The following is a 21,460-nucleotide window of genomic DNA, read 5'->3' on the forward strand; positions in this document are numbered from 1 at the left end:
TACGGGAGAGAAAGATGAGAAATAAGAGATTTAATTTTCTAATAATATTATTGTGTACGATGTTTTTGTTCACATCTTTTTCAATAGAGGCAGACCAATTATACACAACGGAAACTGCTTGGGAGGATAATCTGGATGTTTACCGTCCTTGTCCTGTATTATTCCTTCACGGTTTTGCAGCAGGTTCGCCGGAAACATGGCAAAAGGTAGTAGATAACCTTAAAACTCATCATTTTGATTTCTATTATAGGGGAGAGAAGTATGGACACAGTTTTGGTAATAAAGTTAGTCCGTATCTAGAATCTATTCAATTCTTCAATGAAGCTGATGAACCGGTGGTAGGCAAGAACAACTCCGTAGATACATACAAAGCGGGAGACTGTTATGTGGACAGAGGCTTGAGGGATATAAATGATCCGGGTGGAGCTAATAAGGTTTACTATTGGCTGCACAAACGTGTTCCAGATGGTGTTAATGACAGATTATCTTTTCTTGATAAGGAATCCACTCCAATAATTGGGACTTATACAGTTGACAGTGAAAAGCCAAAGGTAAACATGATTTGCCACAGTCTGGGAGGATTGTCTGCAAGGCAGTTTTTGAAACAGTATGGGGATGAAAATGTGGCGAAGCTGATAACCGTGGGCACTCCTCATTTAGGCTCTCCTCTTGCTGCAGCGGCGCATGGTGGATATGTGGGAACTCAGCTTATAGCCAAGGCAATTGCATCTACATTCTATATTCCAAGACTATCAAAAATTCTAATTCCAAAGATTGAGGGAGCCTCATTATGGCCGCCAAAGATTAAGATAGGCATCAGAAAATCCACTTTTACTTCCTATGTTTCAGGTATAAAAAACACACGCGTTAATCTTCCTGATTTAGCAGATATTGATATTCAGGGAGACGCAGTAAGCGATTTGGTACCCGGATGTGAATTTTTAAATCAGCTAAATAGTTCTGTTCCTGGCGGTCCGAAATATTACTGCGTTTACGGGCAGTATTCTGCAATTCCATATATTCATATTGGAGTCAATGCGATAGGTGGAGATATGGTAGTTCCTGTAGCCAGCCAGAGAGCCGATGGAGTGGGAATTCCATGGAAGGAAATGAAGAGGATTTATACATATCATTCAAACGAAGGAGCCACTTTAGCGGAGAATGATTGTAAAACTCTTTTAGGATTCCTTGATGATACAGAACCAGTCCTTGACTTAGTCCGAGTTTTAGAATCAAAAGACATAAATCTTTCAACGCTTCCTGAAAGGCCGGAAGGAGATTGGGACAATGAAGACACTGACTGGAGACAGCACTCAGCAGGTGGAAGTGTAATAGAACTGGATATATTGAAATATGGCAAGGTTTACATCGAAGGTAAAGTTGACAACGAATATCTTCCTGCAACAAGTGAAGTAAAGATAGCAGTTTTTAAAAGGGATAAAAATCAATCAGCCACTTATGATGAAGATGAATTAGAATACTGGGGGTATGAATCTGATGATTTTGGCTATGTAACAAAGAAATGGAGTAATCTTGAAGAAGCAAAAGAGACTAGATGTTTAAAGCCTTATGCAAATCAGATACCAGCACCAGCAGGATTCAGATATAAGGTAGAATTTAATTTTAAAGACCCAGATAAACCAGAACCTGGAATATATGAAGCAAAAGTCTTCGTTGAAAACCCAGCAGGCTTGAAATCAGAGGTAAAATCTTTAAAAGTAACGTTTTTTGACAGTAGCACAGGATTAGATTGCGGATATTGGAATGGTAGTTTTGCCTTTATCCATAAAAATGCCTATGAACCGCCTATGATTTATAAACATCCAAATTATGAGCTAATAGATATAGAGTGTCCAGAGTTGTTGCCTTTACGTGGTAATTACTTAAGTGATAAATGGTATTATGATGGTGATAGTTGGAATGAGATCTATGAGCCAGACTGGGGTGAAGGGGATTGGAGTGATAGAGGGACAAGCTCTATACAAACCACAGGTAATGAACCTTATGGTAAAATAACTAAATTAGGTAAAGAGATAAACGTCGATGGCGAAAACAGATATTATTTTAAAGCGCGCATTTGGCTTCTTTCTGGTGGAGTATGGAGTTATACTGACCATATAGGTGGTTATGTTTATGATGGACAGTGCTATGAAGAGGGATGGGCGTACGCTAGTGGAGGAGTACAAGGTGCATGGAAATGGGGCAATGATATATGTTATTTAGCGGCACATGGTACTTCTCATGGTACTTATGCTATGTATTGTAAAAATGGGGTTTATTTAGGTACAAGTTTATTCTCATATCGTGGAATTGGTCTTACAGTTTGTCCCAATTTAGTTTATGCAAGAGCTACTTCTTATTATGCACGGGCTGATTATGGTCTTGCTAGACCAGATGGAATAATAACCTTAGAGAGGATAGGTCATATACCTCCTTATTATGGCTCTTATCACGCTTTGTCTAATGGTTGTTTGCGAATTAAAAGCACTTCTCAACGTCAATATGAGTATTATATTGATGCTGTAAAAAATAGTGGCACTTACTCTTTGCCTCAATATAACGGATATGAGTTTAGCGGCATAAGTTTCTATCGTAACAGTGGGAATGAAGTTATTGCGATAGTAAGTAGTTGGCAACATCCTGATGAAGATATGACAAGAATAATGAGCTTTAATCCCATAACAAATAGCTGGACAGATTATGGAGAAGTTCCGTGGTAAAGAAAATTGGAGGCATAACCCATTACAACGCTAACACTCGCAATGACTTGGCAGGATAGGAATAATTAACCTAAGGAGATAGACATATGGATTTTAGTTTAACAGAAGAACAGCAGATGATGCTTGAGGAAGTTAAGAAAGTTTGTAAAGAAAAAATAGCTCCAAGAGCAGAGGAGGTTGACGAAAAAGGTGAATTCCCGAAAGAGAACATTGATCTTTTGGCCAATATGGATTTACTTGGGCTTGTTATCCCTGAGGAATATGGCGGTCTTGGCATGGGTTTTTTAACATGGGCTCTTGTTGCTGAGGAGATTTCAAAAGCATGTGGAACAACAGGTCTTATTTTTGGAGCTAATTTGCTTTGTGTGTATCCACTGATGACTTTTGGCACAGAAGAGCAAAAGAAAAAATATCTGCCGTCTCTGGCAAAGGATAAGCTCGCAGCGTTTGCTCTCACTGAGCCGGAAGCAGGCTCTGACGCTGGAAACGTCAAGACAACCGCAAAGCTTGAAGGAGATCAATATATAATAAATGGCAGAAAGATCTTTAATACGAATGGTGGAGAAGCAAGCATCTATATTATTATTGCAAGTACACATCCGGCTCAGGGGCCTCGCGGTCTGAGTGCGTTCATAGTCGAGGAAGACACTCCTGGATTTACAATAGGGCAAAAGTTTAACAAGATGGGGTTCAGTGCACTTCCGAATGTAGAACTTGTTTTTGATGATTGTAAGGTGCCAAAAGAAAATCTATTATTAAAAGAAAGACGTGGTTTTCGAGTTGCAATGGAAACATTTGATGCAGGCAGAATCGGAGTTGGCATAGGCGCGCTTGGCATTGCTGAGGCAGCGTTCGAAGCCGCTCTCAAATACGCAAAGGAAAGAGTGCAATTTGGAAAGCCGATAGCCTCTTTTCAGGCGATTCAACATATTTTGGCTGATATGGCAACAGAGATTGAGGCAGTAAAATTGATACTTTATAAATCAGCATGGCTTAAGGACCAGAATCAGCCTTTTGAAAAATATGCTTCAATGGGAAAACTAAAGGCTTCAGAAGTTGCTATGCACGTATCTACAAAAGCTGTGCAGGTTTTTGGCGGATACGGATATATGAAGGAATATCCTGTGCAGAGGTATATGAGAGAAGCCAAACTGTTTGAAATAATAGAAGGCACCTCTGAAATCCAACGCAGTGTTATTGCAAACTTTTTATTAAAGGGACGTTAAATCATGCAGTTCATTGTTTGTATAAAACAAGTTCCTGATACTGAAGAGATAAACAATGTTAAAATAGATTCCCAGACAAACACAATGATTAGAGAAGGGATAAAGAATGTTATAAATCCCTTTGATGAGAACGCAATTGAGGAAGCTCTTAAGTTAAGAGAAAAATATGGAGGCAAGGTCACTGTTATCAGCATGGGGCCTCCACAGGTAGAGGCTGCGCTTAAATCTGCTCTGGCAATGGGTGCAGATGAAGCGATACTTATTTGCGATAGAGCATTTGCTGGTTCAGATACACTTGCTACATCATACACATTGGCTCAAGCCATAAATAAAATAGGGAAGTTTGACATTGTATTATTTGGTAAACAGGCTATAGATGGTGATACTGCCCAGGTTGGACCTGGTGTTGCAGAACAGCTCGGTATAGCGCAAATAACATATGCCCGAAAAATAGAGATTAATGACAATATATTAAGGGCTGAGAGAGCATTAGAGAATTCTTTTGAGGTTGTAGAGGTAAAGCTTCCATGCGCGGTGACAGTTACAAAAGAGATTAATGAACCACGTTATGCTTCGATGAAGGGGCTTCTTATGGCAAGGAAAAAGCAGATTCATGTTTGGAGCGCTGAGGACTTGGATGTTGATAAGGACAAGATAGGGCTGGATGGTTCTCCTACTCAGGTAGTTAAAATATTCACTCCACAGACAAAACATGAAGGTGAAATTCTGGATGGGACATCTTCAGAAGTTGTAGATAAACTTGTTTCAAAATTAACAGAACATAAGCTTTTCTAATCTTTTATCCTCAAACTAACATGTGCCTGTAGCTCAGTTGGATAGAGCGTTGGGTTGCGGACCCAAAGGTCGGAGGTTCAAATCCTCTCAGGCATGCCGCAATGGAGAGATCGCGTAGCCTGGCTTAGCGCGCACGCTTGGAAAGCGTGTAACCTGAAAGGGTTCGAGGGTTCAAATCCCTCTCTCTCCGCCGGTTTCTTTCAGCTTCTTTCATTCACGGTGCCTTTTTCCAAGAAGCATAATATCTCGTAGTCCTTCGATACTTTTAGCATGTAACCAGTCTTTGTCAAAGTTTGCATCTTGAGTAATTTGTGCAATTGCTGATAAAGCGCGCAGATGAAAATTCCTTTCATCACGTGTGCCAACTAATATGAATACAGCATAAACAGGAGTTGACGATTCTATAAAGTTAATGCCAGCTTCACATCTTACTATAACCAGTTCGAATTTGTGCTTGCCGTCAATAATTATATGTGGAATTGCCAATCCTGGCTTTATTACTGTTGTTGAAGTTTTCTCCCGCGCAATTAAAGAATCGAGCACTTGCTTTGCGTCCATGTTTAATCTGCTAGCGAGTTTTTCTGCAATAATTGCGAAGAATTCTTTAAGTGTAACTTGTTTTGTTATATCAATTACTTTGCATCTTTTTACTAATTCGTCAAATCTGTCTTCTATTATTTTGTCCCGTTCTTTTAGAACTTCGCGTAGCTCAGCTCCTAATGAATCACCTGCAATCTCTTTGGCAGTTATACGCTCAACAATATGTATTAGAGCGGACTTGCGCATGGATATCTTGCGAACATAAATCCTATGCCATAAAATACAGGAAAGGATAAAGCTTCCCGTTCCAAGGATTGCTATAGTTCCCATCTTATATATTAGAAACCCATAACAGATGATTCCTGCTATTTGTAACCAGGGATACAATGGCGAGCGGAATGTTGGCTTATAATTCAGAATTTTGCTTTCACGCATAACAATGCATGCTAGGAACGCAAATATAAATAATACGAGCTGCATGGTGGAGGCTACTTTTACAAGATTTTCAAGATTTAGAAAAAGCATCACTATTATCATGAAAATTCCTGTAAATATTATAGAAAAATGTGGTGTGTTAGATCGTTTGTTTATGTTTGCAAGAAATCCTGGCAGAAGATGATCACGACTCATTGCCATAGGAAAACGTGATGCAGCCAGTATACCCGCGTTGGCAGTAGTAATAAAAGCAAGTATTGCAGCGATTGCCATAACCAAGCTGCCAATTTTACCAAATATTTTATATCCCCCAGTTGATATTGGAGTCAGGGAATGCGCCAGTTCATGCTTGTCGAGCAAGCCCACTGTTACAAAAATTGCTAAACCATAAAGAAGCAGTACAACGCAAAATGCCAGTATCATTCCGTACGGGATGTTCTTTGTTGGATTCTTTACCTCTTCTGCAACACTTGCAACCTTTGTCAATCCACAAAACGATATAAAGACCATACCGGCTGCTGCAAACAGCGCGTGCTTGTCAGACAGCATAAAAGGAGTGTATCTGTTGACATCAATAAACATTGTTCCGCGAGATATATATAAAACCAATAAACCGATGAGCAGAATTACAAAGAAAACCTGAAACCTTCCTGTGAATTTAACGCTTGTCAGGTTGAGAATTATAAAAAACACACAGAATCCTACAGCAATGAGTTTAATCTGCCAATCTGTGATATTTGGGTTGATCAATGTTGCAAATACACCAATGCCAACTAATGAGAACGCGCTTTTAAGACTGAGCGAAAACCAACTGGCGAATCCACCCATTGTGCCTGCCGCTGAGCCCATACTTCGCTCAATAAAGAAGTAATCGCCGCCGGCTTTAGGCATAGCTGTAGTCAATTCAGCCTCAGAAAATAACGCTGGTAGAATGAGTATGCCTGCCAGAATATAGACTAGAATCACTGCTGGACCAACTTTAGCATAGATCAGTCCAGGAAGGATAAACAGTCCTGAACTAATCATTGCGCCAGCAGCGATGCAAAATACGTCAATACCCCTCAGTTGGCGGATTAATCTTTTGCCTTGATTATTATGAGACATAATCTGTATATTATACTGCCAAATCTCATAATTGCGAGAACTTTTAGAAAAACGCAAGATATTACAAATTAAGGCAATATAATTTGAGAAATATAGTTATGTTAAAGATACACTCTCTCAAAAAGGAGTATTAACTATGATGACAGATTTAGAAATTGCACAAGCCGCAAAACTTAAACCAATTCAGGAGATTGCCAAAAATATTGGGCTAAAAGATGATGAACTAGAATTGTATGGTAAGTACAAGGCAAAAATTATTCTTGAAGTCCAGGATAGGTTACATACACAATCAAATGGTAAGTATATTGATGTAACAGCCATTACTCCTACTCCTCTTGGTGAAGGAAAAACTGTTACAACTATTGGCCTGAGTATGGCACTCAACAGAATAGGCAAAAAGACAATTACTGCAATAAGACAGCCTTCAATGGGTCCCACATTTGGAATTAAAGGTGGTGCAGCAGGCGGAGGATATTCACAAGTTGTACCTATGGAGGATTTCAATCTTCATCTTACAGGGGATATACACGCTGTAGGAGTAGCTCATAACCTTCTTGCAGCATTTATTGACAACTCTCTTCAGAAAAAGAATCCATTAAATATAGATCCATTTAGTATTACATGGCGCCGTGTTGTTGATATCAGCGATAGAGCTCTGAGAAATATTGTAATAGGCCTGGGCGGCAAGATAGATGGAGTTCCTAGGGAAACCGGTTTTGATATAACTGTAGCTTCAGAAGTTATGGCAATCCTTGCTTTAACAACAGGCTTAAAAGATTTAAGGAAAAGGTTGGGCAGAATAGTAATTGGTTACACGAGAGATGAGGAGCCTGTAACAGCGGAAGATCTTAAATGCGCAGGCGCAATGACTGTTCTGATGAAAGACGCGATAAAGCCAACTTTAATGCAGACATTAGAGAATACGCCTGTGTTTGTGCATGCAGGTCCATTTGCAAATATTGCACACGGCAATAGTTCTATACTGGCTGACAAAATAGGATTAAAACTTGCTGATTATGTAGTAACAGAGAGTGGATTTGGAGCAGATTGCGGAGCAGAAAAATTTCTTAACATCAAATGCCGTTATAGTAAACTAATTCCCGATGCGGCTGTAATAGTATGTACTGTTAGGGCACTTAAGATGCACAGCGGTGATTTTACAGTTGTTGCTGGAAAACCGCTTGATGAGGGATTAATCAAAGAAAATCTGGATGCTATTGAGCGTGGAGCTTGTAATCTGGAGAAACATATTGAAAATATAAAATTGTTTGGAATTCCTGTAGTAGTTGCTGTGAATAGATTCACTACTGATACAGATAAAGAAATAGAATTAATAAGAGAAATAGCTAAAGGGGCTGGCGCGGAAGATGCGGTTGAGAGTACTGTGTGGGCTGAAGGAGGTAAGGGAGGAGAAGAACTTGCAAAGAAAGTTGTTGAAGTTGCAGAGAAACCCAGTAATTTTAAATTTCTATATGATTTAGAACAATCAATAGAAGAGAAGATGACTATCATTGCAAAAAAGATTTACGGAGCTGATGGGATAGATATTTCTCCTGTGGTTAGAAAGAAGATCCGTATGTATGAAAAAAATGGGCTTGATAAACTACCTATCTGTATGGCAAAGACACATCTTTCACTTTCTCATGATCCAAAATTAAAGGGAAGACCAAAAGGTTTCACAGTTCCAATAAAAGACATTAGACTATCTGCAGGAGCAGGTTTTCTTTACCCTCTACTTGGAGACATGCGAACAATGCCAGGACTTCCGACTACCCCTGCTGGTACAAAGGTAGATATTGACAGTACAGGGAAAACTGTTGGATTGTTTTAATAATTTGAAAAAAGGGCTTGTATTTTTTTTAAACTTAATTAGAATTAGATAAACGTTTGAAAAATTAACTTTGGAAGGAGGTGTAGAAATATGTGGAGTTTAATTGGAGGAATAGCTGCTATAGTACTTGGAGCTCTGGGATTAAAAATATGGTGGTTGCTTTTTCTGAAAGGTCTTGCTGCTACTGTTCCAGCAATATTAGTTCTTGGCGGCATAGCTGCTGTTGCTGCTGGTGTCAGTTCTATTAAAGATGATATTGCGGCTAAAAAGGAGAAGGAGGAAGAGAAGGAAAAGCCAGCTGCTGAGGAAGTAAAACCAGAGGAGAAAAAGGAAGAAGAGAAAAGCGAATAAAAATTTTTTATATGGTTAAAGGGACAGAGTAAGTCACAGGACGTGTGATTTATCTGTCCCTTTTATTGTGCTTGACATAGCATGCTGTAATTGATATGTTTCCCCTCGATATGTGTCCTGATTTAGGGTAACTTACTTAATAGCATAGGAAGAAGTAATGCAAATTGGAGATGTTAAAAAGATAAGAAATATCGGCATTATGGCTCATATTGATGCGGGTAAAACGACAACAACAGAAAGAATGCTATTCTTTGCAGGCAGGATACATCGCATAGGCGAAGTTCATGACGGGGCTGCTACAATGGACTGGATGGAACAGGAAAGAGAGAGGGGAATAACAATCACGTCTGCGGCCACAACATGTATCTGGCGTAAGCATCATATTAATATCATTGACACTCCAGGGCATGTAGATTTCACTGCAGAGGTAGAACGAAGTCTAAGGGTTTTAGATGGTGCAGTAGCAATATTTTGCGCAGTTGGCGGTGTAGAGCCGCAAACTGAAACTGTATGGAGGCAGTCGGAAAAATATAAAATTCCCAAGATTGTCTTTATTAATAAAATGGATAGAATTGGAGCAGATTTTTTTGCTGTACTTGAGATGATAGACAAGAAACTTGGAGTTAACTATGTGCCAATTCAGTTGCCTATTGGAAAGGAAGATAATTTTCATGGCATTATAGATATTGTGGAAGAAAAGGCATTTTTCTTCAATCCGGAAGACGCTATGGAAGAGCCGAAAGAACGAGAAATTCCAGAAGACTATGTAAAGATGACGAAGAAATATAGAAATGAGCTAATAGAAAAACTTGCTGACACAGATGACAGTCTCATGAATAAATATATTGAAAATCAGCCCATTACAATAGAGGAAATTAAGAATTCTCTTAACAAAGCAACTATAAAATCCGAGATATTCCCTGTGCTGTGCGGCGCAGCTTTCAAGAACAAGGGAGTCAGGAGGCTTATGGAAGCTGTTGTCGATTACCTGCCAAGTCCAGAAGAGGCCCCCCCTGTAGAAGTTATAGATAGTGATTCAGGAGAAAAGAGCCTGTTCAGTTTCGGAGAAAAAAAGGATTTATTGGGGCTCGCTTTTAAGATTGCTGTTGACCCTCATATTGGAAAACTTGTTTATTGCAGAATATATTCGGGTTCAATAAAACAAGGTGAATATGTTTTCAAGGCAGGGTCATCAAAGAAAGAAAGAATATCCCGTATTGTAAAGATGCACGCTAATAAAAAAGAAGCTGTGAATAGTCTCAGCGCAGGAGATATAGGAGCAATAATCGGGCCAATGAACATTACTACTGGAGATACAATATGTAAACAAAATTCTAATCTTTTTCTCGAGAACATAGAATTTCCAACACCTGTAATTTCAGTGGCAATTGAAGCAAAGAACAAGATTGAGCAAGAGAAACTTTCGGATTCCATAAGAAAATTATCTAATGAGGACCCGACATTTAATTTCTTTTTTAATGAAGAGACATCCCAAACTATTCTTTCTGGTATGGGTGAACTGCATCTTGAGATCCTGGTAGATAGATTAAAGAGGGAGTTTAAAGTGTCTGCGAATGTAGGCAAGCCTAAAGTTGCTTTCAAGGAGACAATAACCAATATTCAGGAAGAAAAATACAAACATCAGAAGCAAACTGGTGGAAGAGGGCAATTTGCAGAAGTACACATAGAACTAATTCCTGCAAAGAGAGGTGAAGGGTTCGAATTTATTAATGATATCAAGCAGGGAGCTATTCCAAGAGAATTTATTCCTGCTGTTGAAAAGGGCTGTATTGAGGCAATGGAAGCAGGAATTTTTGCGGGATATCCTGTAATTGATGTAAAAGTAAGATTATTTGACGGAAGATTTCACGAAGTTGACTCTTCTGAAATAGCTTTTAAGGTAGCCGGGTACTATGCATTCAAAAGTGCGTTTATGAAGGCAGGTCCAAGGCTTGTTGAGCCGATTATGACAGTAGATATATCTACTCCGGAAGAGTATTTTGGTTCAATCATGTCTGATATAACATCAAGAAGAGGTAAGATAATCCTGATAGAAAAAAAGGCTAAGAGCCAGTTAATAAAGGCTGAGGTTCCGCTTATGGAACTTTTCGGTTACGCTACACAGCTGAGATCACTATCACAGGGACGAGCAACAGAGTCTATGCGGTTTGAAAGATATGACAAAGCTCCTCCGCATGTTGTCAGTAAAATAATAGAAGACAATTAAATTAACGGGTCAAGCACGCTTGACCCCTACTAGATATTTGTAGACAGAGCTTCCCTTGTTCTGAATATTTCTTCAAATGCTCTGACTAGTTTCTTTTTATGTCTATAGTCATGAGCGTATATCCTGCAGAGGTAGACTCTGGAAGGCACAAATTCAAATAGCTCCTTTAACGTTTCTTTCTGGACCTTTCCAGACGCAAGCTCGTATAAGAAAATCTGTTTGTCTCCCATAGCCATGGGATTATCAGGCATTGGATCAAGGGCAGGAATATCTATGCGAAAATCTATCTTATCAGGAGAGAGGTTTTCCTTTATTTTCGCTTCCAATCTTTCAACATCTGAATAGAAAATATCTGCATAATTTTCTGTATCCTTTAATCTTTCAAATTTCTCATAAACCATTTTCCACTGCCTTTGTCTCATAAGAATCTTCTCCCATTCTCTGCCAAGCCGGCAGATACTTTGATTTAGGCTGTATTTCCATTTATCTACACTCGCAAACAATGACCATTCTGTAAGATATAAATAATCATTGAGATGATTTATAGGATTTTTATTTTCAAAGACCACTTTCATTGTTTCAGAGAATATATCCTTTAAACACAGATCTATGGACCTTGTAGCTCTGTGGTAATAAACAGCAGAATAAAGACTCAATCTGGCATTAACAAAATTGAGCAATGCTGTCTTCCCAGCTCCATGAAGCGTTAAACCTTTTGATGATATAAATGTATAGTGCAGAATGCGTTCAAGATCAATAATGCCTCTGGAAAAGCCTGTTATATACGAATCTCTTAATACATAGTCAAGATTATCTACAGTATATATTCCACTAAAAAGAGGTAGTAAGAATTTAAGCCACTTTGGGAAAGATGAGCGAGTTCTGTCTTTTTTAGGCTTTTCAATAAGAAAAGATATGTACAAAGGGTCAATAACCTCACCTTTAGCAAAATCTCCGGATGGACTTCTTTTGATTTTCTTTAATAATGAGGCTAGCTTTGCTTTTATTATTGTCTTTGATATTGTCTCATGGGAAACATTAAATTGTTTGAGATAATTGTCATCAAAAAAATGTCCGAATGGTCCATGCCCTATATCATGAAGCAGGCCTGCAAGTCTCATCAGCTCTTCTAGGTAATTACTTGACGGGCAATCCGGACAGACTTTTTTTATTGACGGATATAGATGCAGGGCAAACCTGCCTGCTACATGCATTGTTCCAAGTGAATGCTGAAATCTGCTGTGCTCAGCTGAAGGAAAAACCCAGAATGCGCTTTGAAGTTGATGTATGCGTCTGAGCCGCTGTACCCACGGATTATCAATAATATCACGTTCTGTAATCTCTGTTTTATCTTCCTCAGTTGGAGAAGTAAATTTGATGTAATTATGTATAGGGTCGCTTATTAGATCTATGCCTGAATAAAAAGAATCGTTTTCACCTAGCTCTTTTGTTTCCATTACCTGAGCCTCACATTTTATCAATAGTTACTTTTCTATTAGTATACAAACATTCCTTTGTGTGTCAATAATATCAGATGATCACGGATTTCCCAGTTTTTACCGGGATAATAAACAGGCTGGAATAAACAGGGCTTGAGTATCGTTTAACTGTCGGCTGTCAAGGAAATCTTTTGTAACAACCAATGTATTTTTAGCATTTATCTGACTCATGCCACTTTTCATTGCTCTGGGAACCTTTGCCGATTTAAGCGGTTGATATTTAACTTCAATAGCCATATCCCTGATTAAAAAGTCTATTTCGGTACCACTGTAAGTCCTCCAAAAGGATACGGGGTTGGCTATATCTTGAAGTCCTGCCAGTAGTTGGAATATTACGTTTTCAACCAGATGACCTTTATCTATCCGATCCGATAACGGAAGGAACTGATTAATAAGTGCATTGCGTATGCCTGTATCATAAAAATATGTTTTAGGTGATTTAATAACTCTTTTCTTCACATTAGAAAAATACGGCGGTATCAAGTCAACTACGAATGTAACCGAAAGGATATCCAGATACCTCTGCAGGGTGCGATATGTGATTCCAAGGGGAGTAGTAAGTTCAGAATAGACCGTCAGGCTGCCTATTTGACCGGCCAGAATCTTAATCAACTGAGTAAAAGAGCCCAGATGATCTATATCAAATAGGGTGTGAATATCCTTGCGCAGATAATCATTGATAATACTCTGAAGGCGTTTCTGCTTAATATCTGCTGAATCGGCCATAACCACGGCTGGGTGACCACCGTAAACAGTATATTCTTCAAAAAGCGGTATCAGTCTCTGTAGAAAAGGTTGTATCGCAGGAGGCTCTGGCATCCTTTTCCCAAAGATATTTCGCAAACAAAATTTTTCGGTGAGTTCCGATAACTGATGCTCCTGCCTAAAATTGAGAAATTCTTTGAATGCAAGAGACTGTAGATGAAATTCCTGTTTCCTACCGGGCAGAGTGTCCTTGAATTTTTTCCGTAATCCGGTAGATGAGGAACCCGAAGCGATTATTTTTATTTCAGGGTGGTGGTCAACAAGAAGTTTTACCAGTTGAGATGGATTGTCCAAATACTGAATTTCGTCAATGAACAGATAAAGAATACGTTTTGAATGAAATTTTTTCCCGGCCAGGCGCAAATGTTCTAATAAAGCTGAAACACCGCTATTACAGATTTCCAGGTCGGCAGAAGATTCTAAGTCGAAAAAAGCTATATTTTCAAGATTTGCTATTTTAGTCTTAAGTAAATACTGGGCCAGAAGAAACATAAGGCAGCTTTTTCCCACCTGTCTGGAACCAACGATAATAATAGATTCACGTTCAGACAACCATGGGATAATTTGTTCCATAATATCTCTTTTGTTTAACTTGCGATTGACGACATCTTCAGTTTTTATCATATTAGTGCCTCCATAGACAATTATATCATGGAAAATATTGTTGTCAATGTCAAAAATTTTCTATTAAATAAAAATAATAGATTGTTTTGTAGTAATAAGTTATAATTAAATTTCTAACGAGGTTTAGCTGATGGCTTTGCCTACCAAAGAAAGGATTTGGAAGGGAATTAAAAATGGAAGCAAGAAAAACAGGAATTGATATTTTAGGCAATAAGCCCTGGGGTACACACTTCTGCCAATTTTACCAGACCAAAAATGATTTAATTGATATTCTGGTGCCGTATTTTAAAGCGGGATTAGAAAATAATGAATTTTGCATGTGGGTTACTTCAGAGCCTCTAAATGTTGAAGAAACAAAGGAATCGTTAAGAAAGGCTGTAAAAGACCTGGATAAGTATATCAAAAAAGGTCAGATAGAAATACTTGATTACAGCCAGTGGTATACCAAAGCAGGAAAATTCGAACAGGATAGGGTATTACAGGGCTGGGTCAAAAAGGAGAAGGAAGCCATAAAGAAAGGGTTTGACGGTCTCCGCCTCACAGGCAATACTTTCTGGCTTGAGAAAAAGGACTGGAAGAGTTTTGCTGATTATGAAGAAGTGGTAAACAATGTTATAGGTAAATATAAAATGCTCGCAATCTGCACCTATTCCCTTGAAAAGTGCAATCTATTTAAAGTCCTGGATGTAGTCAAAAACCACCAATTCGCTCTCATACAGCGTGCAGGTAAATGGGAGATTATTGAAAGCGCCGAGCTCAGGAAGGCGGAGGAGGAGCTAAGGGAAAACGAAGAGAAGTATCGAGACTTGTGGGAGAACGTAAATGACCTTATTCAGAGCGTTAAACCAGATGGTACGTTTGTATATGTTAACCGTGCCTGGCGAGAAACTCTTGGGTATAATGAGAAAGAAATCCCAGATCTCTCGTTGTTGGATATCATTCATCCCGACAGTCATGCGCACTGTATGGAGATATTTAAGCGTTTGTTAGCTGGAGAAAAGGTCGAATACATTGAAGCTGCGTTCCTGGCCAAGGATGGCAAGACAATTATGGTCGAGGGAAGCGCAAACTGTCGCTTCGTAGATGGCAAGCCTGTTACTACACGCGCTATTTTCCGTGATGTCACCGAGCGCAAGAAGGTGGAGAAGAGGAAATCGGAATTTCTTTCTCATGTATCCCACGCCTTAAGGACACCCTTGGCTTCGATTAAATCCTTTGTAGAGATTCTCTTAAAGTACAAAGATGTGAATCCGACCGAACAAAGTGAGTTTCTGACTGTAATTAATAATGAAACTGACCGTTTAACTCGCCTGATAAATCAACTTTTAGATTTAGACAAGATAGAACAGGACGAGTTAAAATGGAAATTTGTGTCTTGTGATATCTCGAATATAGTTCAGAACGCAATTAGTGAGCTAGAGCCATTGATACAAGAAAAAAATATTGTAGTTAATATGAATCTTCCTTCTCAGGATTTGATTGTTAATGGAGATAAAGATAGATTAAATGAGGTGTTCATAAATCTAATAGGCAATGCAATTAAATTTACTCCTAGTAAGAGAGAGATTAGGATAACCGTTAAAAATAAAGGGAAAGTTGTCGAAGTCAGTATAGCTGATACAGGTATAGGAATACCCAAGGATGAGTTGACCAATATCTTTGAAAGGTTCAAGAGATTAGATAACTCCATTAATAGAAAGCTAACAGGAACAGGTTTGGGCTTATACATATGCAAGCAAATTATAGAAAAGCATGAAGGTAAGATTTGGGCTGAGAGCCATGGAAGTAAGGGTGCTAAATTTATTTTTGTCTTACCAAAGTATAAAGCTAAGTCAACTAAAAAGAGAATCGAACCCAAAAGAGGTTCATAGAGTAATAGGAGAGATCTATGGCTAAGAGAACAATCTTAGTAGTTGATGATGATCCTAATATCATTCAAGCGGTCTCTTTTGTTTTAAAAAAGGAAGGATATATAGTTACTACAGCTGTTGATGGAAAAGAAGCATTTAAAAAAGCTAAAGAAGAATTACCTCACCTAATTATTCTTGATGTTATGTTACCGAAACTGAGTGGATTTGAGGTCTGTAAACGATTAAAAGCTAATACTCAAACCAGAAAAATTCGTACTATTATGTTGACTGCTAGGAGTGAAGAAAAGGATAAAAGGTTGGGTGAGAAGTTAGGTGTGAATGCTTATATTACTAAACCTTATAATATTGATGAGGTTCTATTTACAGTAAAGAGAGCTATAGAGAAAAAAGAATTACAGAGATCAATTGAAAAAATGAAAAAAGCAGCCTTGGTGGGGTATATGGGAGAGGCGATGTCTCATGAGATATTTAATCCTTTATCTGTTGTTTCTGGCTCCGTCCAACTTTTAATGAGCAGGATTAAAAAAGGCAAAAAGCTAACTACAAAAGAATATGAAGATTTCTTTAAAAATATTACTAAAAATGTAGAAAGGTGCATAGAGATTATAAATATTTTTAGGAAATTTTATGCATCTATAGGCATTGAGATTAAGCCTAGAAATTTAGAAGAAACGTTAAGGGATATATTGGAAGGCAAGATATGATTATGAGTAAAGAGTTTAGCAGAGCTCTGTTTGAGTACAATCCTATTGAAACCGTAGTCGTGGATTTGGAAGGAAGAATAATCGACTTTAATCTGGCAAAAAAGAACTCAGGGGATAGATTGCCCAATATTGGGGATGGGATGTACAAGGATTATGCAGCTCATCATGAGATTGACATGTATGCTGAATTGATAAAATGTATCAGAACAAGTAAGGTAAAAAAGTTTCCTGAGAAAAAATATAAAAAGAGGTTTCTATCCATAACAATAGCTCCCTTTCCCAAAGGGGCAATTATAACATCTCTAGATGTCACCGAGCACAAGAAAGAGACAGAAATAGAGAGGAAAAGAGCTACAGAGGCGAAAAAGGATTATGAACAACTACAAGCCAATAAGGACGATTTGATTCGCTCCGAGAAACTTGCCTTTACCGGCCGCATAGCCGCAAATATTGCTCATGAGATAAGAAATCCCCTGACCAATGTAGCTATGGCAGTCCAGCAGCTTGGGAAAACCATTAAACAGGAAGGACACATTGCTAAACATATGGACATCATTAAAAGAAACACAGAAAGGATTAACTATTTAATTACTGAACTCCTAAATTGTGCCCGCCCGCCAAAACTTAATATACAGCCATGTAATATTCATAAGGTATTAGAAGATATTTTAGAGTCCAACAAGACTAAGATTAGTTCAAAAAATATAAAGATAATTAAAAGGTTTACCTCTGACACATTCATAATAAAGATTGATAAAGAACAAATGCAGCGTGCCTTCTTAAACATAGTCATCAATGCTATTGAAGCTATGCCCAAGAGAGGCAAATTGACCATTATTACAGAGTTTAAGGGAAATCTTTTTGAGGTGAAGGTTCAAGATACAGGTAAAGGCATTCCTGAAGAAGATATTATCAGGATATTTGACCCTTTCTTTAGTTCCAAGTCCGGGGGTGTAGGCTTAGGATTGACTATATGTTATGGGATTATTGTGAGCCATGGCGGTACTATAGAGGTAGAAAGCAAGCCGAAAGAAGGGTCTATCTTTATGGTATCTTTGCCAATTGGGTAAAGATCAAAAGTTAGAAAAAGTAAAATTTTGAGATAAAAAAGGCACAAAGTGACAAAGGCGCAAAAGATGCTCGTTTACATAACGGAGAGTGAATATAAACTCACCCTGACCCTCTCTTGAGTAGAGAGGGAATGTTCCCCTTCTCTGTCAAGAGAAGGGGCGAGGGGATGAGTTGAGTTCACTAAATATTTACGACGACGGAGTGTAATAGTGGAAATAAAATATGATATTAGAAGAGGCGCAGATATATATCGGGCAATTTATGGAGCTCGATTACAGAAATGGATTCTTGCAGGTAAGATAAAGCGAGGAGAAGTAATTGTCTGGCGAAGCGGTCTTTCAGGCTGGCGCAAAGCCGAAGAACTTGAAGAACTGGCGCCATTTTTTGAACAGTGGGAAAAAGAACAATTAAGAGAAACAAAGAGGCAAAAAGAGCAAGTCTTCTTAAGGAAGAAACAGAAGAAGATAAAGAATATTTTGATAATAGACGATGAGAAGGATTTGTGTTCGCTCCTGTCTGACGCCTTAATCCAGAGAAACTACAATGTATCGATTGCAAACACAAAAAGAGAAGCTATGGCTTATCTTAAAAAGAAATCACCTGATTTAGTTCTGTTAGACCTAAAACTACCTGATGGCGATGGAATAAAAATCCTTCCTAGGATCAAAAGGGTAAATCCAGAGACAGTAGTGATTGTAATTTCTGCCTATGGAAGCGAAGAAAGCAGACAAATGGCAAAAAAGGGAGGAGCTTTTACCTTTATAAACAAGCCGTTTACTGAAGAAGATATATTAAGGAGTATAAAAGTACTCTCATAACAGAGGGCAGCATGGAGACGATTCTAATAGTAGATGATGAGAAGGACTTGCGTTTTAATCTTTCCAACATTTTGAAGGACGAAGGTTACAACGCAATCGCTGTGGGAGACGGAAGGAAAGCGCTTAATGCAGTTAAGAAAAATTCTCCCAATTTGGTCCTGCTGGATATGAAGCTTCCTGAAATGGATGGGATGCAGATTCTAGAGAAGATGAAGCTGATTGATAAGGATTTGATTATTATAATGCTTACTGCTTATGGAAATCTAAATGGAGCGGTAAAAGCAATGAAATTAGGGGCATTTGACTATCTTGCCAAGCCTTTTGATAATGAAGAATTAATTCTTGTAATAAAAAGGGCTCTTCGGACCCAATATTTAGCCAAGGAAGTAGAAACTCTAAAAAAACGGGTTGGTGAAAAAATTACAGCAGAAGAGCTAATGGGAGAAAGCCCTCAAATAAAGCAAGTCTTAAAACAGATTAAGATAATTGCTCCGACCAATATGACTGTAATACTTCAAGGTGAAAGCGGAACAGGCAAGGAATTGATTGCTCAGATGATCCATCAGGAAAGTCCGCGAAAAAATGACCCTTTTATTGCTATAGACTGTGGCGCAATTCCCGATACATTGGCTGAGAGTGAACTCTTTGGTCATGAGAAAGGCGCCTTTACAGGAGCTGATGCTCAAAAAGAAGGCAGGTTTGAAGAGGCTAATGGAGGAACTCTGTTTCTGGATGAGATTACAAATCTCTCTTCTACTACGCAGAGAAAACTTCTCAGAGTGATACAGGAAAGAAGGCTTCAGCATATAGGCGGCAAGAGAAGTATAAAAGTTGACGTCAGAATAATCGTGGCTACGAACATTAATCTCTCAGGCGCGGTAAGGCGGGGTAAATTTAGAGAGGACCTCTTCCATAGGTTAAATGAATTTCATATTTCACTTCCCCCGCTTCGGGAAAGAAAAGATGACATCCCCCATTTAGCCATGCGTTTTTTGGGGGGAGGAAATCAGGAATTAAATAAAAAAATAGAAGGGTTTTCTTCTGATGTAATGAAATTGCTTCTGGATTATCCCTGGCCGGGCAATGTTAGAGAATTAAAGAATGTAGTCAGAAAAGCAGTGCTTCTGTGCGATTCCAATCATATCAAACCGGAACACTTTCCATTAGATAATATTGCTTCCACTAAAAAGCTTGAATTTCAGCAGGATTTGGATAAAGGAGTCTCCCTCAAAGAGATAACTAAAAAAGCGACAGGACAGATAGAAAAGGAAGCTATTGAGCAAGCACTGGCAAAAGCCGGCGGCAATAAAAGTAAAACCGCCAAAATCCTCAAAATAGACCGCATGACCCTCTATTCTAAGATGAAGGAATATCAGATACGTAGACTGTAAATCGTATATCGTATACAGCACACGGCTAACGAAATACGGACGACGAAATACGAAATACAGCATGCAAAGCGCTGTAGAATAGAGTCTACACTATATAAAGGAACACGTAGGGTTGTTGTAAAATAAATTCTACACAGATGTAGAAACAACTCTACGCTTTTTGCCTTTAAATTTCCTCTGCTTTTAAGCTCCTCAGAATTCTTTCAAAAGATATTTTTAAAAAAGAGGATACGCAAGCCGAAATTTTTTTTAGCAGATACTTTGGCACGGAATTTGCTTTTACAATACAGATGGTCGCAGATGAAAAATCGCAGATGGGTACAGATGTTCAATCTGCGCTGGTCTGTGAAAATAATCTGCGCTAATCTGTGAAAGAGGGGAGGTGGAAAAAATGGCAGTAGAAAAAGCAATCGGTTCATCTAGTTTGGTTGAGGTTATTGACAGAATCCTTGACAAGGGTGTTGTGGTTGATGCATGGGTTAGAATTTCTTTAGTTGGTATTGAATTACTCGCTATTGAAGCAAGAGTCGTAGTCGCATCAGTCGAGACATACCTGAAGTATGCTGAAGCAATTGGTCTAACCGCAACAGCAGCTTAAGTATAGTTTAAAAAAAGGATTCTTGCCGAGCCACCCTTTTGAGCGCAGATTGGCGCAGATGTAAAAGACAGATGCACACAGAGAAATCTGTGATAATCAGCGTAAAAAAATCAGTGTTAATCTGTGGTTTAAACAGCATGGTTCGCCAAGAGATTCCTTTTTCCGTTCTGAGAAAAAAGGGGTAAAATTATGGGAAGTGCCGAGGAAATGAAGAATTTGGCGCAAGGAATTGTTTCTTCTTATCAGGCCAGAGTTTCTGAAGTAGCCACGGTCATGGACAATGCTCACCAAATTCTTGAAGATTTTAAGCTCAAAAGAAGTGAGATGAGCAGTCAACTTAGAGAAACCCTTGCCAATGGAGAGTCTCTCAGAAAAAAGGATTTTGATAATATGATGAAAGGCATCCTTTCCCATCAAGAAGAAAGAGAAAAAGAGGTAAAAGATTTATTAAAGACTTTTTTTGAAGAACAAAAAGAAATAGCTGAAGCCATTAGGAAGAATTTGGCCGAAGGCGAAAGCGTGAGAATAAGTGATTTTAAAAAGATGCTCCAGGATATTCAGGCAAGGCAGAAACTCAGGGAAAATGAAGTAAGAACGACCCTAAAGGAATTTCAGGAAGGACATAGGGAGATGGCTGAGTCTTTGCACAGCCTTTTAAATAAAGAAGAGTCCTTACGGATTGAGGACTTTAAAGAGATGCTAAAAGATATTCGTTCAAGACAGATAGAGCGGAAAAAAGAAGTCAGAACCAAACTTGATGAATTCAGGAAAGAACATCAAAATATGACTTCCGAATGGAATAAACTAACCGGTCTTATGGCCGAGAAAAGAGCCAGCAAGCTGAGAGGAGGTGAGAGAGAGGAAAAGTTGGAAGTTGCCAGGGTTTAATT

16 protein-coding genes and 2 tRNA genes are annotated in these 21,460 nt (G+C 38.6%); 15 read left to right on the forward strand and 3 right to left on the reverse strand.

From position 1 onward, the window contains the following. Window positions 1–14: 14 nt before the first annotated feature. From Q7J67_01380 to Q7J67_01400, 5 genes are all read left to right on the forward strand, one after another. Complete coding sequence (locus Q7J67_01380; GenBank protein MDO9463941.1) at window positions 15–2,720, forward strand: hypothetical protein; 2,706 nt, start codon at window positions 15–17, stop codon at window positions 2,718–2,720. 86 nt (window positions 2,721–2,806) lie between these two features. Then, a complete protein-coding gene (locus Q7J67_01385) occupies window positions 2,807–3,946 on the forward strand; it encodes an acyl-CoA dehydrogenase family protein (GenBank protein MDO9463942.1) in 1,140 nt (379 codons plus the stop codon). A 3-nt stretch (window positions 3,947–3,949) separates the two neighbouring features. Further along, on the forward strand, window positions 3,950–4,741 hold the full coding sequence (locus tag Q7J67_01390) for an electron transfer flavoprotein subunit beta/FixA family protein (GenBank protein MDO9463943.1): 792 nt from the start codon (window positions 3,950–3,952) through the stop codon (window positions 4,739–4,741). A gap of 22 nt (window positions 4,742–4,763) precedes the next feature. Next, window positions 4,764–4,837: transfer RNA gene (locus Q7J67_01395), tRNA-Arg, on the forward strand. A gap of 7 nt (window positions 4,838–4,844) precedes the next feature. Continuing rightward, window positions 4,845–4,931 (forward strand) — tRNA-Ser (locus tag Q7J67_01400). Window positions 4,932–4,951: 20 nt separating this feature from the next. Here Q7J67_01400 and Q7J67_01405 read toward each other — a convergent pair. Beyond that, complete coding sequence (locus Q7J67_01405; GenBank protein MDO9463944.1) at window positions 4,952–6,820, reverse strand: amino acid permease; 1,869 nt, start codon at window positions 6,818–6,820, stop codon at window positions 4,952–4,954. Window positions 6,821–6,956: 136 nt separating this feature from the next. On the opposite strand from Q7J67_01405, the gene Q7J67_01410 reads away from it, so the two are divergent. From Q7J67_01410 to fusA, 3 genes are all read left to right on the forward strand, one after another. Next, window positions 6,957–8,651 (forward strand): formate--tetrahydrofolate ligase, encoded by a 1,695-nt coding sequence (locus tag Q7J67_01410; GenBank protein ID MDO9463945.1) that lies wholly within the window; start codon window positions 6,957–6,959, stop codon window positions 8,649–8,651. Between the two features lie 90 nt (window positions 8,652–8,741). After that, window positions 8,742–9,002, forward strand: a complete 261-nt coding sequence (locus tag Q7J67_01415) for a hypothetical protein (protein ID MDO9463946.1) — start codon at window positions 8,742–8,744, stop codon at window positions 9,000–9,002. 157 nt (window positions 9,003–9,159) lie between these two features. Further along, window positions 9,160–11,229: an elongation factor G gene (gene fusA / locus Q7J67_01420; protein MDO9463947.1), complete on the forward strand. Its 2,070-nt coding sequence runs from the start codon at window positions 9,160–9,162 to the stop codon at window positions 11,227–11,229. Window positions 11,230–11,258: 29 nt separating this feature from the next. Here the strand turns inward: fusA and Q7J67_01425 are convergent, their stop codons facing one another. Beyond that, window positions 11,259–12,710, reverse strand: coding sequence for an HD domain-containing protein (locus Q7J67_01425; GenBank protein MDO9463948.1), 1,452 nt, complete (start codon window positions 12,708–12,710; stop codon window positions 11,259–11,261). 75 nt (window positions 12,711–12,785) lie between these two features. Next, a complete protein-coding gene (locus tag Q7J67_01430) occupies window positions 12,786–14,117 on the reverse strand; it encodes an ATP-binding protein (GenBank protein ID MDO9463949.1) in 1,332 nt (443 codons plus the stop codon). Between the two features lie 173 nt (window positions 14,118–14,290). On the opposite strand from Q7J67_01430, the gene Q7J67_01435 reads away from it, so the two are divergent. The 7 genes from Q7J67_01435 (at window position 14,291) to Q7J67_01465 (ending at window position 21,458) form a co-directional block, all read left to right on the forward strand. Next, window positions 14,291–15,988, forward strand: a complete 1,698-nt coding sequence (locus tag Q7J67_01435) for an MEDS domain-containing protein (protein ID MDO9463950.1) — start codon at window positions 14,291–14,293, stop codon at window positions 15,986–15,988. A 17-nt stretch (window positions 15,989–16,005) separates the two neighbouring features. Next, window positions 16,006–16,692, forward strand: a complete 687-nt coding sequence (locus Q7J67_01440; GenBank protein MDO9463951.1) for a response regulator — start codon at window positions 16,006–16,008, stop codon at window positions 16,690–16,692. A 2-nt stretch (window positions 16,693–16,694) separates the two neighbouring features. Next, window positions 16,695–17,762, forward strand: a complete 1,068-nt coding sequence (locus Q7J67_01445) for an ATP-binding protein (protein ID MDO9463952.1) — start codon at window positions 16,695–16,697, stop codon at window positions 17,760–17,762. Between the two features lie 210 nt (window positions 17,763–17,972). Beyond that, window positions 17,973–18,581, forward strand: a complete 609-nt coding sequence (locus Q7J67_01450; GenBank protein ID MDO9463953.1) for a response regulator — start codon at window positions 17,973–17,975, stop codon at window positions 18,579–18,581. Between the two features lie 11 nt (window positions 18,582–18,592). Then, window positions 18,593–19,972, forward strand: a complete 1,380-nt coding sequence (locus tag Q7J67_01455; protein MDO9463954.1) for a sigma-54 dependent transcriptional regulator — start codon at window positions 18,593–18,595, stop codon at window positions 19,970–19,972. A gap of 391 nt (window positions 19,973–20,363) precedes the next feature. After that, on the forward strand, window positions 20,364–20,570 hold the full coding sequence (gvpA, locus tag Q7J67_01460; GenBank protein MDO9463955.1) for a gas vesicle structural protein GvpA: 207 nt from the start codon (window positions 20,364–20,366) through the stop codon (window positions 20,568–20,570). Window positions 20,571–20,759: 189 nt separating this feature from the next. Then, the gene (locus Q7J67_01465; protein MDO9463956.1) at window positions 20,760–21,458 is read left to right on the forward strand and encodes a hypothetical protein; all 699 of its coding nucleotides are present in this window, start codon (window positions 20,760–20,762) and stop codon (window positions 21,456–21,458) included. Window positions 21,459–21,460: the final 2 nt, after the last annotated feature.

Source organism: bacterium (assembly GCA_030652805.1).
GTDB lineage: Bacteria > JAHJDO01 > JAHJDO01 > JAHJDO01 > JAHJDO01 > JAHJDO01.